The organism is Nonomuraea sp. 3N208 (assembly GCF_052245935.1).
GTDB lineage: Bacteria > Actinomycetota > Actinomycetes > Streptosporangiales > Streptosporangiaceae > Nonomuraea.
The window spans coordinates 74471-92058 of the sequence record NZ_JBQQBR010000031.1 but is presented as its reverse complement, the minus strand read 5'-3'; the positions used below and the strand labels follow the sequence as shown (position 1 = coordinate 92058).

At 70.3% G+C, this 17588-nt stretch carries 19 protein-coding genes; 16 read left to right on the top strand and 3 right to left on the bottom strand.

Annotation, left to right across the window (positions count from 1 at the left end; genetic code table 11):
- Positions 1-9 precede the first annotated feature (9 nt).
- On the bottom strand, positions 10-927 hold the full coding sequence (locus tag ACTWPT_RS39015; protein WP_443182535.1) for an RNA polymerase sigma-70 factor: 918 nt from the start codon (positions 925-927) through the stop codon (positions 10-12).
- Between the two features lie 432 nt (positions 928-1359).
- On the opposite strand from ACTWPT_RS39015, the gene ACTWPT_RS39010 reads away from it, so the two are divergent.
- From ACTWPT_RS39010 to ACTWPT_RS38965, 10 genes are all read left to right on the top strand, one after another.
- Positions 1360-2109, top strand: a complete 750-nt coding sequence (locus ACTWPT_RS39010; RefSeq protein WP_443182534.1) for an SDR family oxidoreductase — start codon at positions 1360-1362, stop codon at positions 2107-2109.
- Positions 2110-2140: 31 nt separating this feature from the next.
- Positions 2141-2578, top strand: a complete 438-nt coding sequence (locus ACTWPT_RS39005; protein WP_443182533.1) for a cupin domain-containing protein — start codon at positions 2141-2143, stop codon at positions 2576-2578.
- 77 nt (positions 2579-2655) lie between these two features.
- Complete coding sequence (locus tag ACTWPT_RS39000) at positions 2656-3450, top strand: class I SAM-dependent methyltransferase (RefSeq protein WP_443182532.1); 795 nt, start codon at positions 2656-2658, stop codon at positions 3448-3450.
- Complete coding sequence (locus ACTWPT_RS38995; protein ID WP_443182531.1) at positions 3447-3686, top strand: hypothetical protein; 240 nt, start codon at positions 3447-3449, stop codon at positions 3684-3686. Before ACTWPT_RS39000 ends, ACTWPT_RS38995 begins: the two co-directional genes overlap by 4 nt.
- Positions 3687-3741: 55 nt before the next feature.
- Positions 3742-5553, top strand: coding sequence for a ferritin-like domain-containing protein (locus ACTWPT_RS38990; RefSeq protein WP_443182530.1), 1812 nt, complete (start codon positions 3742-3744; stop codon positions 5551-5553).
- Complete coding sequence (locus ACTWPT_RS38985; protein ID WP_443182529.1) at positions 5550-6512, top strand: alpha/beta hydrolase; 963 nt, start codon at positions 5550-5552, stop codon at positions 6510-6512. Before ACTWPT_RS38990 ends, ACTWPT_RS38985 begins: the two co-directional genes overlap by 4 nt.
- Complete coding sequence (locus tag ACTWPT_RS38980) at positions 6509-7234, top strand: alpha/beta fold hydrolase (RefSeq protein ID WP_443182528.1); 726 nt, start codon at positions 6509-6511, stop codon at positions 7232-7234. The genes ACTWPT_RS38985 and ACTWPT_RS38980 overlap by 4 nt, the downstream gene beginning before the upstream one ends.
- 268 nt (positions 7235-7502) lie before the next feature.
- Positions 7503-8225, top strand: coding sequence for a hypothetical protein (locus ACTWPT_RS38975; protein WP_443182527.1), 723 nt, complete (start codon positions 7503-7505; stop codon positions 8223-8225).
- 54 nt (positions 8226-8279) lie between these two features.
- Positions 8280-8780, top strand: coding sequence for an Ohr family peroxiredoxin (locus ACTWPT_RS38970; protein WP_443182526.1), 501 nt, complete (start codon positions 8280-8282; stop codon positions 8778-8780).
- A 12-nt stretch (positions 8781-8792) separates the two neighbouring features.
- On the top strand, positions 8793-8918 hold the full coding sequence (locus ACTWPT_RS38965) for a thioredoxin family protein (protein ID WP_443182525.1): 126 nt from the start codon (positions 8793-8795) through the stop codon (positions 8916-8918).
- A gap of 190 nt (positions 8919-9108) precedes the next feature.
- Here ACTWPT_RS38965 and ACTWPT_RS38960 read toward each other — a convergent pair whose 3' ends face one another.
- A complete protein-coding gene (locus ACTWPT_RS38960) occupies positions 9109-10038 on the bottom strand; it encodes a LysR family transcriptional regulator (protein WP_443182524.1) in 930 nt (309 codons plus the stop codon).
- Positions 10039-10106: 68 nt separating this feature from the next.
- Between ACTWPT_RS38960 and ACTWPT_RS38955 the strand changes: the two genes are divergently transcribed.
- Entirely contained in the window at positions 10107-11594 is a 1488-nt protein-coding gene (locus tag ACTWPT_RS38955; RefSeq protein ID WP_443182523.1) for a sensor histidine kinase, read from the top strand.
- Here the strand turns inward: ACTWPT_RS38955 and ACTWPT_RS38950 are convergent.
- Complete coding sequence (locus ACTWPT_RS38950; RefSeq protein WP_443182522.1) at positions 11576-12139, bottom strand: CGNR zinc finger domain-containing protein; 564 nt, start codon at positions 12137-12139, stop codon at positions 11576-11578. The two genes, ACTWPT_RS38955 and ACTWPT_RS38950, sit on opposite strands and share 19 nt — an antisense overlap.
- On the opposite strand from ACTWPT_RS38950, the gene ACTWPT_RS38945 reads away from it, so the two are divergent.
- The 5 genes from ACTWPT_RS38945 to ACTWPT_RS38925 all read left to right on the top strand — a co-directional run bounded on the left by ACTWPT_RS38945 (position 12138) and on the right by ACTWPT_RS38925 (position 17577).
- Complete coding sequence (locus tag ACTWPT_RS38945; RefSeq protein ID WP_443182521.1) at positions 12138-12518, top strand: DMT family transporter; 381 nt, start codon at positions 12138-12140, stop codon at positions 12516-12518. The two genes, ACTWPT_RS38950 and ACTWPT_RS38945, sit on opposite strands and share 2 nt — an antisense overlap.
- A 79-nt stretch (positions 12519-12597) precedes the next feature.
- Positions 12598-15435, top strand: a complete 2838-nt coding sequence (locus ACTWPT_RS38940; RefSeq protein ID WP_443182520.1) for a BTAD domain-containing putative transcriptional regulator — start codon at positions 12598-12600, stop codon at positions 15433-15435.
- Positions 15436-15621: 186 nt separating this feature from the next.
- Positions 15622-15756 (top strand): hypothetical protein, encoded by a 135-nt coding sequence (locus ACTWPT_RS38935; RefSeq protein ID WP_443182519.1) that lies wholly within the window; start codon positions 15622-15624, stop codon positions 15754-15756.
- A gap of 24 nt (positions 15757-15780) precedes the next feature.
- On the top strand, positions 15781-17163 hold the full coding sequence (locus tag ACTWPT_RS38930) for an NAD(P)/FAD-dependent oxidoreductase (RefSeq protein ID WP_443182518.1): 1383 nt from the start codon (positions 15781-15783) through the stop codon (positions 17161-17163).
- A gap of 78 nt (positions 17164-17241) precedes the next feature.
- Positions 17242-17577, top strand: coding sequence for a hypothetical protein (locus ACTWPT_RS38925; protein ID WP_443182517.1), 336 nt, complete (start codon positions 17242-17244; stop codon positions 17575-17577).
- Positions 17578-17588 lie beyond the last annotated feature (11 nt).

Here is a 17588-nt window from a genome sequence, read left to right as displayed (position 1 = left end):
GGCCGGACGTCAGCGTCCGTGACCCTCCTGCCGGTGCGCGGTGGACACAGCGGTGATCTTGGACGGGTTCATGATCCACAGCACTTGGTGGATGCCCTCCTTCGAGGCGTTGATCGCGAGGACCGTGAACACCTCTCCGTCGCGGCTCAGCAGAGCGGCGGTCTCCCCGTTCGCGTTCGCCCACGTCACATCGACCCCGGTCCAGAAGCGGTTCGCGAACGCCCTGATGTACTTCGCCACCCGCGGCGACCCCACCACGGGGAAGCGGGAGGCACGCACGGCGCCGCCGCCGTCGGCGTAGCTGGTCACGTCCGCGGCGAAGAGCTCTTCCAGCGCGGTCAGGTCGCCGGCGCGGGCAGCGGTGACGAAGGCGGCCAGCAGCCTGCGTTGTTCGGCTCTGGTCACGGGAGTGCGTCGTTCGACGAGCACGCGCTTGCGGGCCCTGCTGACCAACTGGCGTACGGCCGCCTCGTTGAGTTGGACGATGTCGGCGATCTGCCCGTACGGGTACTCGAACGCCTCTCGCAACACGTACGCCGCCCGTTCCGTGGGCGAGAGCCTCTCCAGCAGAAGCAGGACCGCGAACTCCAGAGCCTCACCCCGCTCCGCCCCGAGGTGCGGATCCGCGCCGGTGTCGACGGGCTCAGGCAGCCACGGGCCGATGTAGGTCTCACGGCGGGCGCGGGCGGACTGAGCGGCATTGATGGCCAGGCGCGTGATGGTCGTCGCCAGGAACGCGGCCGGGTTGTTCACCTTGCTGCGGTCATAGCTCTGCCAGCGCAGCCAGACGTCCTGCACCAGATCCTCGGCCTCGGTGACGCTGCCCAGCATCCGGTACGCGATCCCGAACAGGCGAGGCCGCACGCTGGCGAAGACCTCCGCGGCCTGTTCGAGACCTGCCGGACCGCCCGATTCGGTAGCCGCCACCGCCATCGCCCCCCTGTCCCCGACGCTGCCCCGCTCTCCGTCGATGCTCCCATTCGCCGGATCCCATCCCTGGACCGGCACCTGCCGCCTACCCCTTGAGCAGCTAGAACAGACCAGCGGCAGTACCAATCACGGGAGATCTCCTCAGGCGAAGCCGGCCGGCGGCGCGGCCTCCGTGTGAGGTGCGGGACGAGCGTCCAGCAGGTCGCGGGAGTGCTGTTCGCCTGCGGCAGCGGACGCCGGAGCGGTACGGGCCGAGCTGACGCGTGTACCCGCAGGGGAGTTCTTTGCCAGCTGACGTGCGCAAGAAGAGGCTGCGCGGGAAGGGTGCCGGAAAAGATTTCGCGGGGCTGTCACAGGCTGGGGGGGCTGTCCTGTCTTAGCTGGCGACCGGTTGGCGACCAAGTGCCCCGGCGGACAGGAGGGTTCATCATGAAGATCGTGGTTATCGGCGGGACCGGCCTGATCGGGTCGAAGCTCGTGAGGAAGCTGACGGAGCACGGTCACGAGGCGGTGGCGGCGTCGCCGAACACCGGCGTGAACACCCTCACCGGCGAAGGGCTGGCCGAGGTGCTGACGGGCGCGCAGGTGGTGGTCGACGTGTCGAACTCCCCGTCGTTCGAGCGGGCCGCCGTGCTGGAGTTCTTCGAGACCTCCACGCGTAATCTGCTCGCGGCGGAGGCGGCGGCGGGCGTGGGTCACCACGTCGCGTTGTCGATCGTCGGCACCGAGCGGATGCCGGAGAACGGCTACTTCGCGGCGAAGATCGCTCAGGAGCAGCTGATCGAGAAGTCGTCGATCCCGTTCTCGCTCGTGCACGTGACGCAGTTCTTCGAGTTCGCCCGCGCCATCGCGGATGAGGGCACGGTCGATGGCAAGGTGCACATGGCGCCCGTGCGCTTCCAGCCCATCGCGGGTGACGACGTGGCCCAGGCGCTCGGCCGGACCGCGGTGGGCTCGCCGCTGAACGGCAGGGTGGAGGTGGCCGGGCCCGAGCAGTTCCGGATGGACGAGTTCTTCCGCGAGGCCCTGGCTGCCTGGGGCGACCCGCGCGAGGTGGTCACCGACCCGCAGGCGCGCTACTTCGGCAGCGTGCCGGGCGAGCGCACGCTGGTGCCCGGTGAAGGCGCCACCTTCGGCCAGATCCGATACCGCGACTGGCTCAAGACCGCCGCTCAGTAGCAGCGCGCCTCAGATCACGAAAGGCAGTTCCATGCCCGATATCGACCCGGTCGCCGCCGGCCAAAAGCCGAGATCAACGGCCTGGCAGACGGCGCTCACCATGCTGCAGGAGGCCGAGCCGCCCTTCATCCCGGAGGGGGCGCACGCGATGACGGTGGTCATCGAGTACCCGCCCGGCGATCCCGGCACGCCGCCGCACCGCCACTCCGGCCCCGCCTTCGGCTACGTCGTGGAAGGCGAGATGCTGCTGGAGATCGAGGGTCAGCCGGAACGCGTCGTACGCTCCGGCGAGGCGTTCTGGGAGCCGGGCGGGGACGTCATCCACTACCAGGACGGCAACAATCGCGACGACATCCCGCTCCGCTTCACCGTCACCATGCTGTGCGAACCCGGCAAGCCCATGCTCGTCCTCGTGGACGACGAAGAACTCGCCCAGCGCAAGGAGCGCCGCGCTCCGCGCCCGTCCTGAGCGCGGACGGCTCCGTGTGGCCGGACAGCACCAGGCGGCCGTTGGACAACGCAAAGCGACTGGAGGGGAGTTCTGCTTTGACCGCATTAGCGATGGTCGCCGAGTTCGATGATGTCGCGGGTTGGACGGCGGACGCCGTCCAGATACTGGGGGAGCGGCACGCCATACCTGCCGCCTGCCGTGGCAGCGCGAGCCCGGCGGCACTGGCCTGGCTGGCCGAGGCGTGTGAGTTGTCGCCTGGAATGAGGCTGCTGGACGTGGGCGCGGGAGCCGGCGGCCCAGCGGCCTGGGCGGCAGAGCGGTTCGGGGTCCGGCCGATCCTGCTGGAACCGATGCCGACCGCGTGCCGGGCCGCCTCGCGGATGTTCGGATTGCCGGTCATCGCAGCGGATGGCCGACGGATTCCGCTCCGCACGGGGTCGGTCGACGTCGCCTGGTGCCTGGGGGTGCTGTGCACCGTGCAGGACAAGGCCGCGGTGCTCAGCGAGATTCACCGGGTGCTGACGCCTGGTGCCTCACTAGGGCTTTTGGTGGTCGTTGCCCGAGGCGCGGAGATTCATCCGGCTCCGGACGGCAACCACTTTCCCACTGAGCAAGAACTCGTCGCGCTGCTCGACGACACCGGGTTCGAGCTGCTCGAGCAGATCGACCAGCCCAACGGCGCGCCGCTGTCGTGGTCGCGACGCGCCGAGCAGGTCGCGGCGGTCGTCGCGACTCGCCACAGGTCCGACCCCGCCTACGCGCTGGCAGCTCACCAGGGTGAGCGCTTCACCCACTTGTTCGCCTCCGGGCAGATCCGCCTGCGCGCGATCCACGCGGTCAGCCGGCGGCCCGCCGGACATACACCCAAGACACGCATGGAGGAAAGATGAGCACTCCCACCGGCGACGACGACTCCCTGTACGAGCTCCACTTCGAGCTCGAGGCGGAAATCAGCTTGGCCGAGTCGAGCCACCCGGAGGAGGCCGCCGACCTGCCGATCAGCGACTGGTTGTTCGATCCGACGGACGTCGAACGCGAGGAGATCGGCCTGCGAGGTCTGCGCGATGCCGTCGACGCACTGGAGGGCGACTCCCATCCCGACGAACCTCGCGCGGGAAATGCCTGAAACGCCCGCCCGGACCCGTGGAATTGGCCACCTTCCAGAGCCGAAGCGAGACAGCATGAATCACCCAGAACGGTACGGGACCGCCACCGTGCCGGTGCCGATCGCGACGCTCGAAAGCCTTCGTGAGCACCTTCAGTGGGCGATCGAGCTGGAACATGCGACCTTGCCTCCGTACCTGTGCGCGCTGTACTCGCTCGACCCGGAGCGCAACCCTGAAGCCGTCGAAGTGGTGGGCAGCGTCTTCGCCGAAGAGATGCTGCACCTGGCGCTGGCCGCCAACCTGCTCAACGCCGTCGGCGGCCGGCCGCGGCTGGACACGCCACGGATGCTGCCGCCACATCCCCGGCGGCTGCCCCACGGCGACCGCTCCCTCGAACTGTCGCTCGTTCCCTTCGGCCAGGAAGCACTCGAGATGTTTCTGCGTCTCGAACGACCGGCACCGCCCGGCGCTCCGGCGGAGGGTGAGGGCTACGAGACGATCGGGCAGTTCTACGCCGCGATCGAACACGGTCTGCGCTACCTGTGCGACCGGCTCGGCGAGCGGGAGGTCTTCGGCGGCGATCCCGCTCGCCAGGTGAGCGCCGGCCACTTCCGGCACACTGCCGGACGACTGATCGCGGTCGACGGTCTGGACTCCGCGCTGGCGGCACTGGAGGAGATCGTCGAGCAGGGCGAAGGCACCTCCCGCGGGGAGGTCTGGGACGGTGACCAGGACGTCTTCCACCCCGATCGGGACGAGGTCGCGCACTACTACCGCTTCCAGGAACTCAAGATCGGCCGGCGGTACCGGCGGGGCGACACCCCGCAGTCCGGGCCCACCGGCGAGGCGCTCTCGGTGGACCTGGCCGGCGTACGTCCGATGCGGCGCAATCCGCGGCTGTCCGACCACGCTCCGGGCAGCGCGATCCGCACGGCGCAGGAAGAGTTCAACCACACCTACTGCGCCGTCCTGCACCTACTCGAGCAGGCCTTCAACGGCAGCCCGAAGCTGCTGGCGGTCGCCACCGGCACGATGTACGCGCTCAAGGCCCAAGCCCAGGCCCTGATGCGGATGCCCGACGAAGACGGCACCACGGCCGGGCCCACCTTCGAATACGTGGCACCCGAGTTGCGCCGATGGAGCGTCGGCGACCGGCAGCGGATCGTCGTGCTCCGCGACGGCCCGTACGTCGTGTACGGCGGCGTTCCGCTCAGACGCAAACGCAAGATCGTCTCGGCCGAGAACAACGCGCTGACCTGGAAGACCAGCGAAGCCATGGCGACCGAGGACACCTACGCGCTCTGCCGCTGCGGCCACTCGGGCTCCAAGCCGTTCTGCGACGGGACCCACGCCGTGATCGGGTTCGACGGTACGGAAACGGCGGGCGTCCGGCCGTATGAGGAACTGCAGCACGTACACGACGGCGTGGGGATCTCGGCCCAGCGGGTGGGGGAGCTGTGCATCCACGCCGCCTTCTGCCTGGGACGCACCAGGCCGATCGCCGAGATGCTCGCCGACACCGGTGACAGCGACGTGCGCTCCAACATCATGGGGCGCATCGACCACTGCCCTTCCGGCTCCTACAGCTACGCCCTCGAACGCGGAGGCGACACGATCGAGCCCGACCTTCCGCAGGCCATCTCGGTCCTGGAAGAAGAGGACGGACTGGCCAGCGCGCTGTGGGTCACCGGTGGAGTACCGGTCCTGCGGGCGGACGCCCGCCCACTGGAGACCCGCAACAGGATGACGCTGTGTCGCTGCGGCCATTCCAGCAACAAACCGCTGTGCGACGGGACCCACCGAGAGATCGGCTTCCGCGAGGAAGCACCGGGTGACGGTGCGGTCGCCGGCCATCGAGAAACCACGAGTAAAGGAAGCACATCATGAGCAGACACGTCCTGGAGCCGGCGGCACAGGAACTCGCCGACGCGACCTCCAAGCCTCCGTTCCTGTACCAGCTGGGCGTCGAGGGCGCCCGCAAGGTGCTGGACGACCTACAGACCGCCCCGATTGACAAGCCCGACGTCGACGAGAAGTGGATCACGATCCCTGCCGAGGTCGGGGACGTGCGGGTGCGGATCGTCAAGCCCACCGGGGCGGCCGGGGTGCTGCCCGTCGTCCTGTACGTCCACGGGGGCGGGTGGGTGCTGGGCAACACCGGCACCCACGACCGGCTGGTGCGCGAGCTGGCCGTCGGCGCGGGAGCGGCGGTGGTCTTCGTGGAGTACGACCGCTCGCCCGAGGCGCGTTACCCGGTGGCGATCGAGCAGGCGTACGCCACAGCGCAGTGGATCACCCGGCACGGCGTCGAGGAGGGCCTGGACAGCTCCCGCCTGGCGGTGGCCGGCGACTCGGTCGGCGGCAACATGAGCGCCGCGCTGACCATCCTGGCCAAGCGGCGCGGCGACGTACGGTTCGCGCACCAGTCGCTGTACTACCCGGTCACCGACGCCGCCCAGGACACCGACAGCTACCGCGAGTTCGCCGACGGCCCGTACCTGACCGCCAACGCCATGGCCTGGTTCTGGGACGCCTACACCACCGACCCGGCCCAGCGCGCGGAGATCACCGCCTCACCGCTGCGCGCCACCCTCGACGACCTGGCCGGCCTGCCGCCCGCCTTCGTCATCGTCGATGAGAACGACGTGCTGCGCGACGAGGGCGAGGCCTACGCCCGCAAGCTGACCGAGGCGGGCGTCCCCACCACCAGCGTCCGTTACAACGGCACCCTGCACGACTTCATGATGCTCAACCCCGTCCGCGCGACCGCGGCGTCCAGTGCCGCCATGGCTCAGGCCATCGAGGTACTCAAGAGCGCCCTGACCCCCGGAAAGGCAAACTCATGACCACCGCAGAACAGCCCGTCGTCGTCCTGGTCCACGGCGCCTTCGCCGAATCGGCCAGCTGGAACCGCGTCATCCAGCGCCTGCACAGCAACCAGCTGACCGCCGTCGCCGCGGCCAACCCGCTGCGCAGCGTGGAGGGCGACGCCGCGTACGTGCGCGACGTGATCGCCGGCCTCGGCCGCCCGGTCATCCTGGCCGGCCACTCCTACGGCGGCATGGTGATCACCCAGGCGGCGGCCGGCAACCCGGCCGTCCGCGCTCTGGTCTACGTCGCCGCCTTCGCCCCCGAAGCCGGCGAGAGCGCGCTGCTGCTGTCCGCCAAGTTCGAGGGCAGCACCCTCGGCGGCGCCCTGAACGCCTACCCGGTCGCCTCCGGCGGCAACGAGTTCCGCATCGCCGAGGACAAGTTCCACCACCAGTTCTGCGCCGACCTCGACGCCGGCGAGGCCGCCCTGATGGCGGCGACCCAGCGGCCGGTGACCGAGCGGGCGCTGACCGACGGGCTGACGGCGGACGAGCCGGGCTGGCGTACCAAGCCGTCCTGGTTCGTCCACGGCGAGCGCGACCTCAACATCCCGGCCGCCGCACTGCGGTTCATGGCCGAACGCGCCGGCTCGCGCGGAACCCGCGAGATCGCCGGCGCCTCACACGCGATCGCGGCGTCCCAGCCCGACGCCGTGGTCGCCACCATCCTCGACGCCGCCGGCCACGTACAGGGCTGACCGGCGCCCAGTGTGGGGGTTGTGCACGCGACCGCGTGACGGATCGCCGGCCAGCGGCTACGGCCGCTGGCCGGCGGCATTTCGCCAAAGGCGTCACAACAGGACCGGCTGTCCTGTCTTAGCTGGGCGACACCGAGAGAACAGAGGACATCGTGCAGAGGACCTCGTTGGCCGGCGGCCGCGCCGGCCCTTCCACGCTTTGGAAGCAGGAGAAACTCGCTCGCTCTCCGGCATACGCACCCGCTCACGAGGCCGGCGAGGGCACGCTATGACAGAGGCGGGCGCCGAGTCGCTGGCGGAGATGCTCGACGAGCGGCAGCACCTTCTCGAGATCGCTTTGTGGATGTTCGGTTCGCCCGTTACAGCCGACCGGATCGTCCAGGAGACCTACCGCCGCTGGTACGCCCTCGACGAGGACGAACGTGCCGGCATCGCGGTGCCGCGAGCCTGGCTGACGCGCGTCGCCGGAGGCATCTGCCTGGATTTGCTCACCGCAACTGCCGAAGGCTCCATCAGCGAACCGGGCTCGGTCATGGCGTCTGTTACCGGCGGCTCGGTTTCACTGCCTGCCCATGTCACCGGCGCGGTGCAGCACCTGTCCGCTCAGGCCGGATCCCGCCAGGCGATGCTCGACAGGCATGATCGTGTCGTGCGCAGGCTCGCGGCGGCCTGCGACACGGGAGATGCGGCGGCAGTGAGGACAGTGCTGGCGGCGGACGCGATGGTCGTGAGCGACGGTGGCGGCAAGCTGCGTGCCGCGGCACGCCCGACCTACGGCGCGGACGCGGTCGCCCGGTTCGTCACGGCTCTGCTGACCGGCCAACCCGGCACCGACGTGGCCGTCGGGTCCGTGAACGGCCGCACGGGCCTGGTGCTGCGCAGGTCTGGCCAGGCCGTGGCCGTGGCCTGCGTGAGCGTCGCCAGGACGGAGGTAACCGCCGTATGGATCGTCCTGAACCCCGACAAGCTGCAGCGCTGGCACCGCCCGTGAAGAGCGCGTCCCCCACAGGCTCCTCGCGCGCCTCGGCATGAAAGGCACAATCCGGTGAACGACTCGATACTGTCCACGGACCACGACTACAGCGGCACCGTGTTCAAACCGCTCTACGTCACGCACGTCTCCGTGACCGGCGGCAGCTCCGCCCATGGAAGGGCCACCGGCTGGGCCCGCTCCGCCGACGGCGCCCTCGACCTGGAGCTGGGGATGCCCGAGGAACTGGGCGGCGACACCTCCGGCCCGAATCCCGAGCAGCTCTTCGCCGCCGGGTACGCCGCCTGCTTCCACGGCGCCCTCAGCCTGGTGGCCCGGCAACATTCCCTCGATCCCGGACAGATCATGGTGAAGGCGACGGTCGCCTTCGGCCGCGATCCCGCAGACGGCGGATACCAGCTACGCGCCGACCTCGTCGTCATCTGGCCCGGAGTCGAACGCGAGACGGCCACCCCGCTGCTCGCGCGGGCGACCGCGTTGTGCCCGTACGTGAAGATGACCCGCCAGGGCATCCCGGCCACGATCAGCCTCGCCGCCTCCCAAGCACCTCGGTAGGAAGCGCGCCGGGTGGCGGCCGCGCTGGCGGGCCGGTTCGAGATCATGGCGCTGCCGACCCTGATCGTCTTCGTCGATGGGCAGCCCAAGAAGCGGCTCACCGGACCGCACACCAAGGCCGAGCTGGCCGAGAGCTGACGATGCCTACTCCGGATTCGAGCTCGGGGCGGTCGAACGCGCGCGCTTCCAGCGGCGCGCCGGGACTGGGCATGACGACTGCGGAGATCATATTGCTCTCTTTCCCCGGATTGGATCAGGTGGACGGATGCGGCGTCGGCGGTGGGCCGTTCGGGCAGAGGGCTCGTAGCCATGCGGCCAGAGCACTCGATCATCGGCCGGTCCCGCCGCCTGGTGCGGCCGCCGCCCCTGCCGTGGCGGGCGGACGGTGGCGTTGAGCTCGCGGCGGGGCGGTCGCGTACAGCTGACGGGTCATTTCCAGCAGCGCGTCCAGAAGCGGGGGCGGGTCGTCCTTCCACCAGGCCAGCCGCACGTCGATGAGGGGCGCGTCGGTGACGACGCGGTACGCGACGCCGGGACGAGGATTCTGATTGGCGGTGGCCTCGGCGGTCATCCCGACGGCTTGGCCAGAGGCGATGAGAGTGAGCCACTCGTCGACCCCGTCCGTGTTGCGGGTGGTCAGTTGGGCGTCGGGCGGCCACAGGTCCGGGCTGGTCGTACCGCTGCGGTAGTCGATCGCGACGGTGTAGCGGGCGAGATCGGCCAGCCGCACGGAGCGGCGCCGCGCGAGGGCGTTGTCGGTGTCCACCGCGGCGTAGCGGTATTCGATGCCGATCGAGGCGACATCGAAGCGGTCGTCCTCGAGGGGCCGGCGGATCACGGCGACGTCGGCGATGCCCCCGCTGAGACCGGCCGTCGGGCTGTTGGAATGGAGGAACACCAGCGACACCCGCGGGTGGGCGGCGGCCCACGCCTTCTGTAGGCGCCGCGTGTGCTTGCCCAAGGCGGCGTAGGCGTAGCCGACGCGGAGCTCGGCACGGGACTCGTCAGCGATCCGCCGAAGGAGGGCTACCTCGTCGAGGATGCGCCGGGCGTGGGCGACGACTCGGCTACCGGGCCCCGTGAGCAGAACATGATGGGTGGAACGATCCAGCATGCGAGTGCCGAGGATTGTCTCCAGAGCGGCGATCGAACGTGACACGGCAGCCTGCGAGCAACCGAGCACGGCTGCCGCGTCGGTGAAAGTGCCCGCATCGACGACAGCGACGAGCGTTCGGAGATGGCGCAGTTGCACATCCATACGCCTAGCGTATAAAACGGACAAAATACGCATTTCCGTCACCATGTGATGAGTCTGACACTGGAGGCATGACCTGGTCTTGGAAGCGTTCCATTCGGGCCCGGTACGCGCTCGCAGTGGCCCTGTTCTCGCTGATTGTCCTTTCCGCGCTCGGCGCGACGCTGGACCTGGCGATCCGCTACAAAGTCGAAACAATGACCTTCGACGAGGCCGAGCGGGTGGCGAGTCAATGGAGCGCGGTGGCCCGCAGCGGTGACGTCCCGCGCCGGATCCCCGCTTACGCCCCCATCGACCTCATCCAGGTCGTCGACGTCCACCAGGGGGTGGTGGCCAGCAGCAAGATGGCGTCGGCGACCCGTCCACTCAGCCAGGTCCGCCCGCCGCCGGACGACAGGTTCCAGCGGTACATCGAGTGTCGCCGGCCCGGCCACTGCCTCGTGCTGGTGGCCATCCGCCTGACCCCGGCGCCGGACTCCGGCGTCGTCTACGCGGGCCTTCCCGAGCCCGACGTCCTGTCCACGCACCGCCTCGAATATGTCATCGGTGCGGGGATCGCACTTACCGTCGCTGTCGCGGCATGGACGACGTGGGTACTGGTGGGGCGTACGCTGCGTCCCGTCGAGGCGATCCGGGCGCGGATATCGGAGATCACGGTGAGCGATCTGAGCCTGCGGGTCCCCGTTCCGCCGGGCCGGGACGAGATCGCGCAGCTCGCCGTCACCGCCAACCAGACACTCGCCCACCTGGAGGGCGCGGTGGAGCAGCAGCGCCGGTTCGCCTCGACCACCTCGCACGAGCTGCGAACCCCGATCACCGGGCTGCGCATGCAGCTGGAGGAGGCGGTGCGCTACCCCGACGACGTCGACCCGCACGAGACGATCCGCACCGCATTGGCGGCCACGGACCGGCTGGAGGCAATCGTCGAGGACCTGCTGCAGCTGGCACGCCTGCGCGCCGCCGAACCCACCCCTCCGGAACAGATCGACCTGGGCGAACTGGTCGCCACGGAGGTGAACGCCCAGCCCGGCCGCGTGCCGGCCGGCGTCCGCGCATGCCGCGCGCTCGTGATCCGCGGGCATCGGATGCAGCTCATCCGCGTACTGGATAATCTCCTGGCCAACGCGCAGCGGCATGCCGAGTCGGCCGTCGACGTCACCGTCGAGCGGGACGGGGACGAAGCCGTCGTCGCGGTGACCGACGACGGCCCCGGCGTCGCCCCTGCCCATCGGGAGCGCATCTTCGAACGCTTCGTCCGCCTCGACGACAGCCGCCGCCGCGACCCCGGCGGAAGCGGACTCGGGCTGGCCATCTCCCGCGACATCGCCCGTGCCCACAACGGCTGCCTGAAGGTCGAGGACTCGCCACGGGGAGCCAGGTTCGCGCTGCGGCTTCCGCTCATCGAACGGCTCCACACGCCTTCCGGCGACCCGTCCATCAACGGGTTCGCGCATGACGACATTGGGGACGAGGATTTGCGGGAGCGGCTGGTGGGGACCGGTAGGCCTGCTCGGGTTCAAGAAGATCGCGAGCTTTCGTTCTACCCGCCGACGGCTTGACGTTGCCGCCAAGCGCGATTCTTGGCCCGGTTTCCGCATTCGGCCATGTCGCACCAGCGGCGGGACCGATTGCGTGAACTGTCCAGGTAAGCCCATCGGCAGTCGGGCGCGGCGCAGGCTTTGACCCGCGACCACTCGCCGCTGGCGGCTGCGGTGAGGTAAGAGCCTGCGGCGTCTGCGAGCGCACGTTCGGCCAGGCCCGCAGCGGAGTACGGCCCGAGCCGGGGCGGCGTCTCGGGCCCGCCGAACTCGACGACCAGGGGCACCGACCGCAGCACGGCCGCAGCCCGATCCGCGATCTCCTCGTCATGCCGCTGGCGGTTGTTGGCGGCGGCGAGCTGCCGCAATCCTTCGCGCAGGTCGCGCAGCCGGGCCACCGTCCCCGCGTCGACGGCCTCTTGTCGCCTGCCGTCCGTCCAGTTCTGAAGCCAGGCGACCGCCCGCTGGTCGGCCAGCACACCACCCGCAAAGCCACGGCGCTGGTCCTGATCGGCGCCGGCGTCGTTGTCCTGCGCTTGCAGAACACGTAGCGAAGGAGGCTCCATGAACACCTCGGCCCTCGACCGCACCATCGCCGAACCGCGGGCCCTGGTGAGCTGGGCCGCACTGTACGGCGCGATCGCCCTCGATGTCGTGCAGGTCTTCGCTCTCGTCTACTCCGACGGCTTCACCCGGCCACTCCTCATCGCCGCCGCCCTCGTCGCGTTCATCGTCGAGCTGCTGCTACTCGCGGTCGCCCTGCGACGCATCTCGAGCAGCGTCGCCTACGGCCTCTTCGGACTCAGCACAGCCAGTGTCGCCGCCGTCAGCATCGGCTGGCTCGGCGAGCCGCTCACACCCGTCAAAGCCATCGCACTGCTCGCCGTCGTCACCGGCGCTGTCCTACTCAACACCGAGCCGACAACGCGGAAGGCAAGGCGCTAGCCGGTCGGCGTGCACTCTTCGGATATGTGGATGATTCGGATATTCTCACAGCGCGTTGAGTGCGGCGGGAGGTCTGCTGGTGAGCGTGGCCGAGGGCGTGAGGTTCGGCGTTCTGGGACCGCTCCAGGCCGAGGTCGGCGGTCGCCCGGCAGGGCTTGGCGGACCCCGTCAGCGGGCCGTGCTGGCGCTGCTGCTGATCGCGCGGGGCAGGAGCGTCTCAGCAGAGCGGATCCTCTCCGACCTGTGGGAGGGGTCGCGACTTCCCTCCCCGACGACCCTCCATGGGTACGTCGCCGATCTGCGCAGGACGCTGGAGCCAGAAAGGGCGCCCGGTGCTCCGGCCCAGCTGCTGGTGCGCGAGGGACCCGGATACGCCCTTCGGGCAGTGCCCGCCGCGGTCGACGCTGAGCGCTTCACCGATCTGGCCGCTCGTGGGCGGCGCGTGTTGGATGGCGGCGAACCGCAACTCGCCGCGGACCTGCTCGGACAGGCGCTCGCGCTGTGGCGGGGCCCGGCCTATGCCGATTTCGGCGGAGCCGCCTTCGCCGTGCCCGACGCGACCCGGCTGGAGGATCTGCGGGCCACAGTCAGCGAGGACCGGCTCGCCGCCGTCATCGCGTCGGGGCAGCACGCCGCTGCCGTAGGCGAGCTGGAGGCGCTGATCGCCAAATATCCGCTGCGGGAGCGCGGCTGGGAATTGCTGGTCCTGGCCCTGTACCGGTCGGGGCGGCAGGCCGACGCGCTCGCCGCGCTTCGGAAGGTCCGCAGAAAGCTGGCCGACGAGCTGGGCATCGACCCGGGACGCGGCCTGCGCGACCTGGAGGCGGCCGTACTCGCCCAGGACCCTCGGCTGGCCCCGGTGCCGGCCGAGCCCAGCCGCATGTCATTCTCTCCGGCCGCGGCTCCGGCACCGCCCTCGGGCAATCTGCCGTTCGCGCTGTCCAGCTTCGTCGGCCGCGACGGCGACCTCGCGGCCGTCGCATCTCTGCTGGATGGGCACCGGCTGGTCACGCTCACCGGCCCGGGCGGCGTCGGCAAGACCCGCCTGGCCTTGGAGGTCGCACGCGCCCGTACCGACGCCGACGGGCCCTGGCTCGTGGAGATGGCAGGTCTGCACACACCCGAACTGCTCACCGCGACCATGGCCGCCGCCCTTGGGCTGCCCGCCGCGGCGTCCCCCGATCAGCTGGCCGGGATCATCGCCGGCCGTGACATGTTGATCGTCCTGGACAACTGCGAGCATTTGCTGGTCCCCGCCGCCATGCTGGTCCACACCCTGCTGACCCGCTGCGGCACTGTGCGGATGCTGTGCACCAGCCGTGAACCCCTAGGCATCTCGGGTGAAACGGTCTACGAAGTACCGCCCCTGGATGCCGCCACGGAGGCCGCGGACCTGTTCCTGCGCCGTGCGGCAGCCGTCTCGCCCGGGTGGGCGGCCGAGCCGGGCGACAGGGAGAGGATCGCCGCCCTGTGCGCGCGACTCGACGGCATCCCGTTGGCCATCGAACTCGCCGCCGCGCAAAGCCGGGCCCTGTCCGTCGCCCAGATCGCCGATGCCGCAGAGGACCGCTTCACCCTGCTGGTGGACGGATCCGCCGGACGGCCGGACCGCCATCGCACTCTGCTGGCCACGGTCGCCTGGAGCGATCAATTGCTGCAGCCGGACGAACGCCGGCTCTTCCACCGGCTCGCCGTGTTCGAAGCCGGCTTCGACCTGGAGGCGGCCGCCGCCGTTGGAGGGGTCGATCCCGTACTGGCGCCGCTGTCGGCGTTGGTCCGCAAATCGCTGGTCACCGCCCAACCCGGCACGGCGCCACGCCGCTATCGGATGCTGGAGACCTTGCGTCAGTACGCCCTGGCCGCGCTCTCCCCGGACGAGATGGCCCGGGCACAGGAACGCCACCGCGCCTGGGCCGTGGCCCGGGCTGAGAACGCCGAACGCCATCTCCGCGGCCCGCAGGGAGCGGCGTTGCTGAACGGGCTGAGCCGCGATCAGGCGGAGTTCCGGGCCGCGTTCGCCTCGTCGCTGGCGGCGGGTCACGGCGAGTACGCGCTACGGCTGAGCGGCGCGCTGTTCTGGTTCTGGTTCCGCATGGGGCATGTCGCGGAGGGCCTGGCCTGGCTGTCCGAGGCGTTCGCGGCGGCCCCGCGAGCCGGTGCGGATGTCCGGGCGCGTGCCTGGTACGCGCTCACGGGACTGCACTACCTGGCCGGACAGCCGCCACAGGCGTACCAGGCGGCTCGTTCGGCGATGGAGGAGGCCCGCCAGGCGGGTGACCCGGTGACGGAGGCGGGCGCGACTGCCTACGCCGCCTACCTGGGCCTGCTGGCCGGGGTGGCGCTGGACGCCGAGGCCCTCACCCGCGAGGGCGTCGAGATGGCCCGGCGTAGCGCCCTGGACTGGCTGGAGGCCGAAACGCTCATGGTCCGGGGTATGGCGCTGCGGGTGCTGGGGGATCTGCCGGGCGCTGACAGGGTCTTTCATGAGGCCATCGGCGCCGCTCGCGCCAGTGGCCACGACTGGGCCGCGGACGGGGCAGCCTGGTGCGAAATGAAGACGGCCTCGGACCGCGGGGACGGCACTCGGGCACTGGCCATCGCAGCGGACATCCTGGCCACGATGGACCGTTACGGAGACATCTCCTTCTGGCTGGTGACGGTGCACAGCGCGGCCCGCGCCCTCGCGCTGACCGGGCAGGTCGAGCACGCGGCCGTGCTGATGGGGGCCGTGGAGGCCATCGGCAAGCGAGCCGGCGTCTCCCCGGAGCTGATGGACCCGTTGGACGGGCCCCGCGAGGCCGCCGCCGTACGCGGCGCACTTCCGCCGGAGGAGTACGAACGCCATGCGGCGCGCGGGCGCGCGATGTCTCGGCAGGATGCGAGCGCCCTGCTCACCTCGTCGATCGCTGGACGATGATCGTCTGATCGCAGCGGCCCCCAGCCATCGGCGGAGGCGCTGATCCGGGGCGCTGGGAAGCCTTGGAAGTCGCTGGGAAAGCCCGTTCCCAGCGGCCCCGAAGCAGGCCGGCCCACTCTCGTTGTCATGAACGCGGCGCCGCCCGGTCCGGGCGGCCGGACAACGAGGTGAATCATGATCGAGCGAATGATCTGTACCGCAGCGGCGGCGGGAATCGCCCTGGGAGTCCTGCTCGGCCTGGGCGCCACGGCGGCCCACGCCACCGACGGCGACCCCAGCCAATGGGTGGCTGTGGCAGGCGACCCCTCCCAGTGGGGCTGATCCGGAGAGAGGGGTGAGGAAGCCATGACCAGCATCGGACACCCGCCCACCGGACACGCCGTCGTCGCGGGAGCGGGGATCGGCGGCCTCCTGGTGGCCCGGGTGCTCAGCGAGACGTTCGAACGGGTCACGGTGATCGACCGTGACGCATTGCCCGCCCAGGGCGTCCCCCGGCGGGGCGTGCCCCAGGGGCATCACGCGCACGGGATGCTGTCCCGGGGCTGCGAGATCCTTGAGGAGCTGTTCCCGGGGCTGACTGCGGACCTGGTCGCGGCGGGCGCCACCACCTGCGACATCCAGGACGACGTCCGCTGGTACAACGACGGCCGGCTGCTGCACCCAGCGCCTTCGCAGATGCGCGGCCTGACGGTGAGCCGGCCGGAACTCGAACGGTATCTGCGATCCCGGGTCGCGGATCTTCCCGGCGTGGTGATCCACGAGTGCTGCGAGGTGGTCGAGCCGATCGCCGGCAGGGACGGCGTGGTCACCGGAGTACGTCTGCAGCGTACGGGGCACCAGCCCGAGGACATGGCCGCCGATCTCGTGGTGAACGCCGTGGGCCGGGGAAACCGGGGCACGGAATGGCTGCGGCGACTGGGATACGAGCCCGCACCGGAGGAACGTGTCGACTCCCGGCTGCAGTACGTTTCGCGTGATTACCGGCGCCGGCCGGGCGACGCCGACTTCGTCGCCATGGTGGTGGGGCACAGCGCGTCGGTCCCGAGGGGCGGGGTCGCCCTCAGCGGTGAGGGAGACCGCTGGCTCGTCACCCTGTTCGGCATGGGCGACGACGTCCCACCCGTCGACCCGGACGGGTACCACGGCTTCGCCGCCCGCCTTCCTGTCCCGGACCTTCACCGCCTCCTGGAGCGCCTGGAACCGCTCGGGGAGCCGCGGCGGATGCGCATTCCGGTGAGCATTCGGCGCCGCTACGAACAGCTGGGCCGATTCCCCGAGGGCTATGTGGTGTTCGGTGACGCTCTGTGCCAGTTCAATCCCAGCTACGGGCAGGGCATGACGGTGGCCGCCTGCGAAGCCGTCGCCTTGCGTGAGTGCTTGGAGAACGGCCGGCGCGACGGCCTGGCCCGCCGCTTCTTCGAGCGGGCCGCGCGGATCATCGACGTGCCCTGGGACATGTCGGTCGGTGGTGATCTGCGGTTCCCGTCCGTCGAGGCTCCACGCCCTCTGCGCGTGAAGCTGCTCAACCGCTACATCACCCGCCTCCACGTGGCCGCGGAGGCGGACCCGGTGGTCGGGCACGCCTTCCTGAGCGTCGCCAACCTGCAGGCCCCTCCACAGCACCTGTTGTCGCCCGGCGTCCTGGCCCGTGTGCTCCGGCCGCGTCCCAGCGGCGGCCCGGCCCACCGCCGGCTTCCGGCCCGGGAGCAGATCCCAGCCGGTCAGTGACGTCTCCGCTGCCCATCCTGGGGCCGCACACCCGAAACCGAAACAGTCCCGAAGGGATTGGAGAGAAAGGACATCATCATGATCAAACACATCACCGCAGGCATCGTGCTGGCGACCGCCGTGGCCGGTGGGCTGACGGCCATCGCGGCCCCGGCCTCGGCGGCGACGGCCGGTGCGGGCAACGCGGTCTGGGTCGAGCCGGGCATCACCAGATCCTTCCTGGTCATGTGCCCTTCATACGCTCCCACGATGCTGACCGATACGATCACCATCACCGCCGCCACCGGGGTGTCGGTCTCGACCAGCCTGGACACGACCTCCGACGCGTTCAGCCGCGACAAGCTCACGGTGACGGCCACGAATGGAGACGCCGTCCGCCGGTACGTCTCGGTCAAGGCCACCTGCACGAGCTGACGGTTCCCGCG

Excerpts from the sequence above, each read along its gene's own strand:
- ACTWPT_RS38975 (WP_443182527.1), top strand. The coding sequence starts at position 7,503 with ATGACAGAGGCGGGCGCCGAGTCGCTGGCGGAGATGCTCGACGAGCGG.
- ACTWPT_RS38945 (WP_443182521.1), top strand. The coding sequence starts at position 12,138 with ATGAACACCTCGGCCCTCGACCGCACCATCGCCGAACCGCGGGCCCTG.
- ACTWPT_RS38980 (WP_443182528.1), top strand. The coding sequence starts at position 6,509 with ATGACCACCGCAGAACAGCCCGTCGTCGTCCTGGTCCACGGCGCCTTC.
- ACTWPT_RS39010 (WP_443182534.1), top strand. The coding sequence starts at position 1,360 with ATGAAGATCGTGGTTATCGGCGGGACCGGCCTGATCGGGTCGAAGCTC.
- ACTWPT_RS38925 (WP_443182517.1), top strand. The coding sequence starts at position 17,242 with ATGATCAAACACATCACCGCAGGCATCGTGCTGGCGACCGCCGTGGCC.
- ACTWPT_RS38935 (WP_443182519.1), top strand. The coding sequence starts at position 15,622 with ATGATCTGTACCGCAGCGGCGGCGGGAATCGCCCTGGGAGTCCTGCTC.
- ACTWPT_RS38995 (WP_443182531.1), top strand. The coding sequence starts at position 3,447 with ATGAGCACTCCCACCGGCGACGACGACTCCCTGTACGAGCTCCACTTC.
- ACTWPT_RS38950 (WP_443182522.1), bottom strand. The coding sequence starts at position 12,139 with ATGGAGCCTCCTTCGCTACGTGTTCTGCAAGCGCAGGACAACGACGCC.
- ACTWPT_RS38955 (WP_443182523.1), top strand. The coding sequence starts at position 10,107 with ATGACCTGGTCTTGGAAGCGTTCCATTCGGGCCCGGTACGCGCTCGCA.
- ACTWPT_RS38985 (WP_443182529.1), top strand. The coding sequence starts at position 5,550 with ATGAGCAGACACGTCCTGGAGCCGGCGGCACAGGAACTCGCCGACGCG.
- ACTWPT_RS39005 (WP_443182533.1), top strand. The coding sequence starts at position 2,141 with ATGCCCGATATCGACCCGGTCGCCGCCGGCCAAAAGCCGAGATCAACG.
- ACTWPT_RS38930 (WP_443182518.1), top strand. The coding sequence starts at position 15,781 with ATGACCAGCATCGGACACCCGCCCACCGGACACGCCGTCGTCGCGGGA.
- ACTWPT_RS38960 (WP_443182524.1), bottom strand. The coding sequence starts at position 10,038 with ATGGATGTGCAACTGCGCCATCTCCGAACGCTCGTCGCTGTCGTCGAT.
- ACTWPT_RS38990 (WP_443182530.1), top strand. The coding sequence starts at position 3,742 with ATGAATCACCCAGAACGGTACGGGACCGCCACCGTGCCGGTGCCGATC.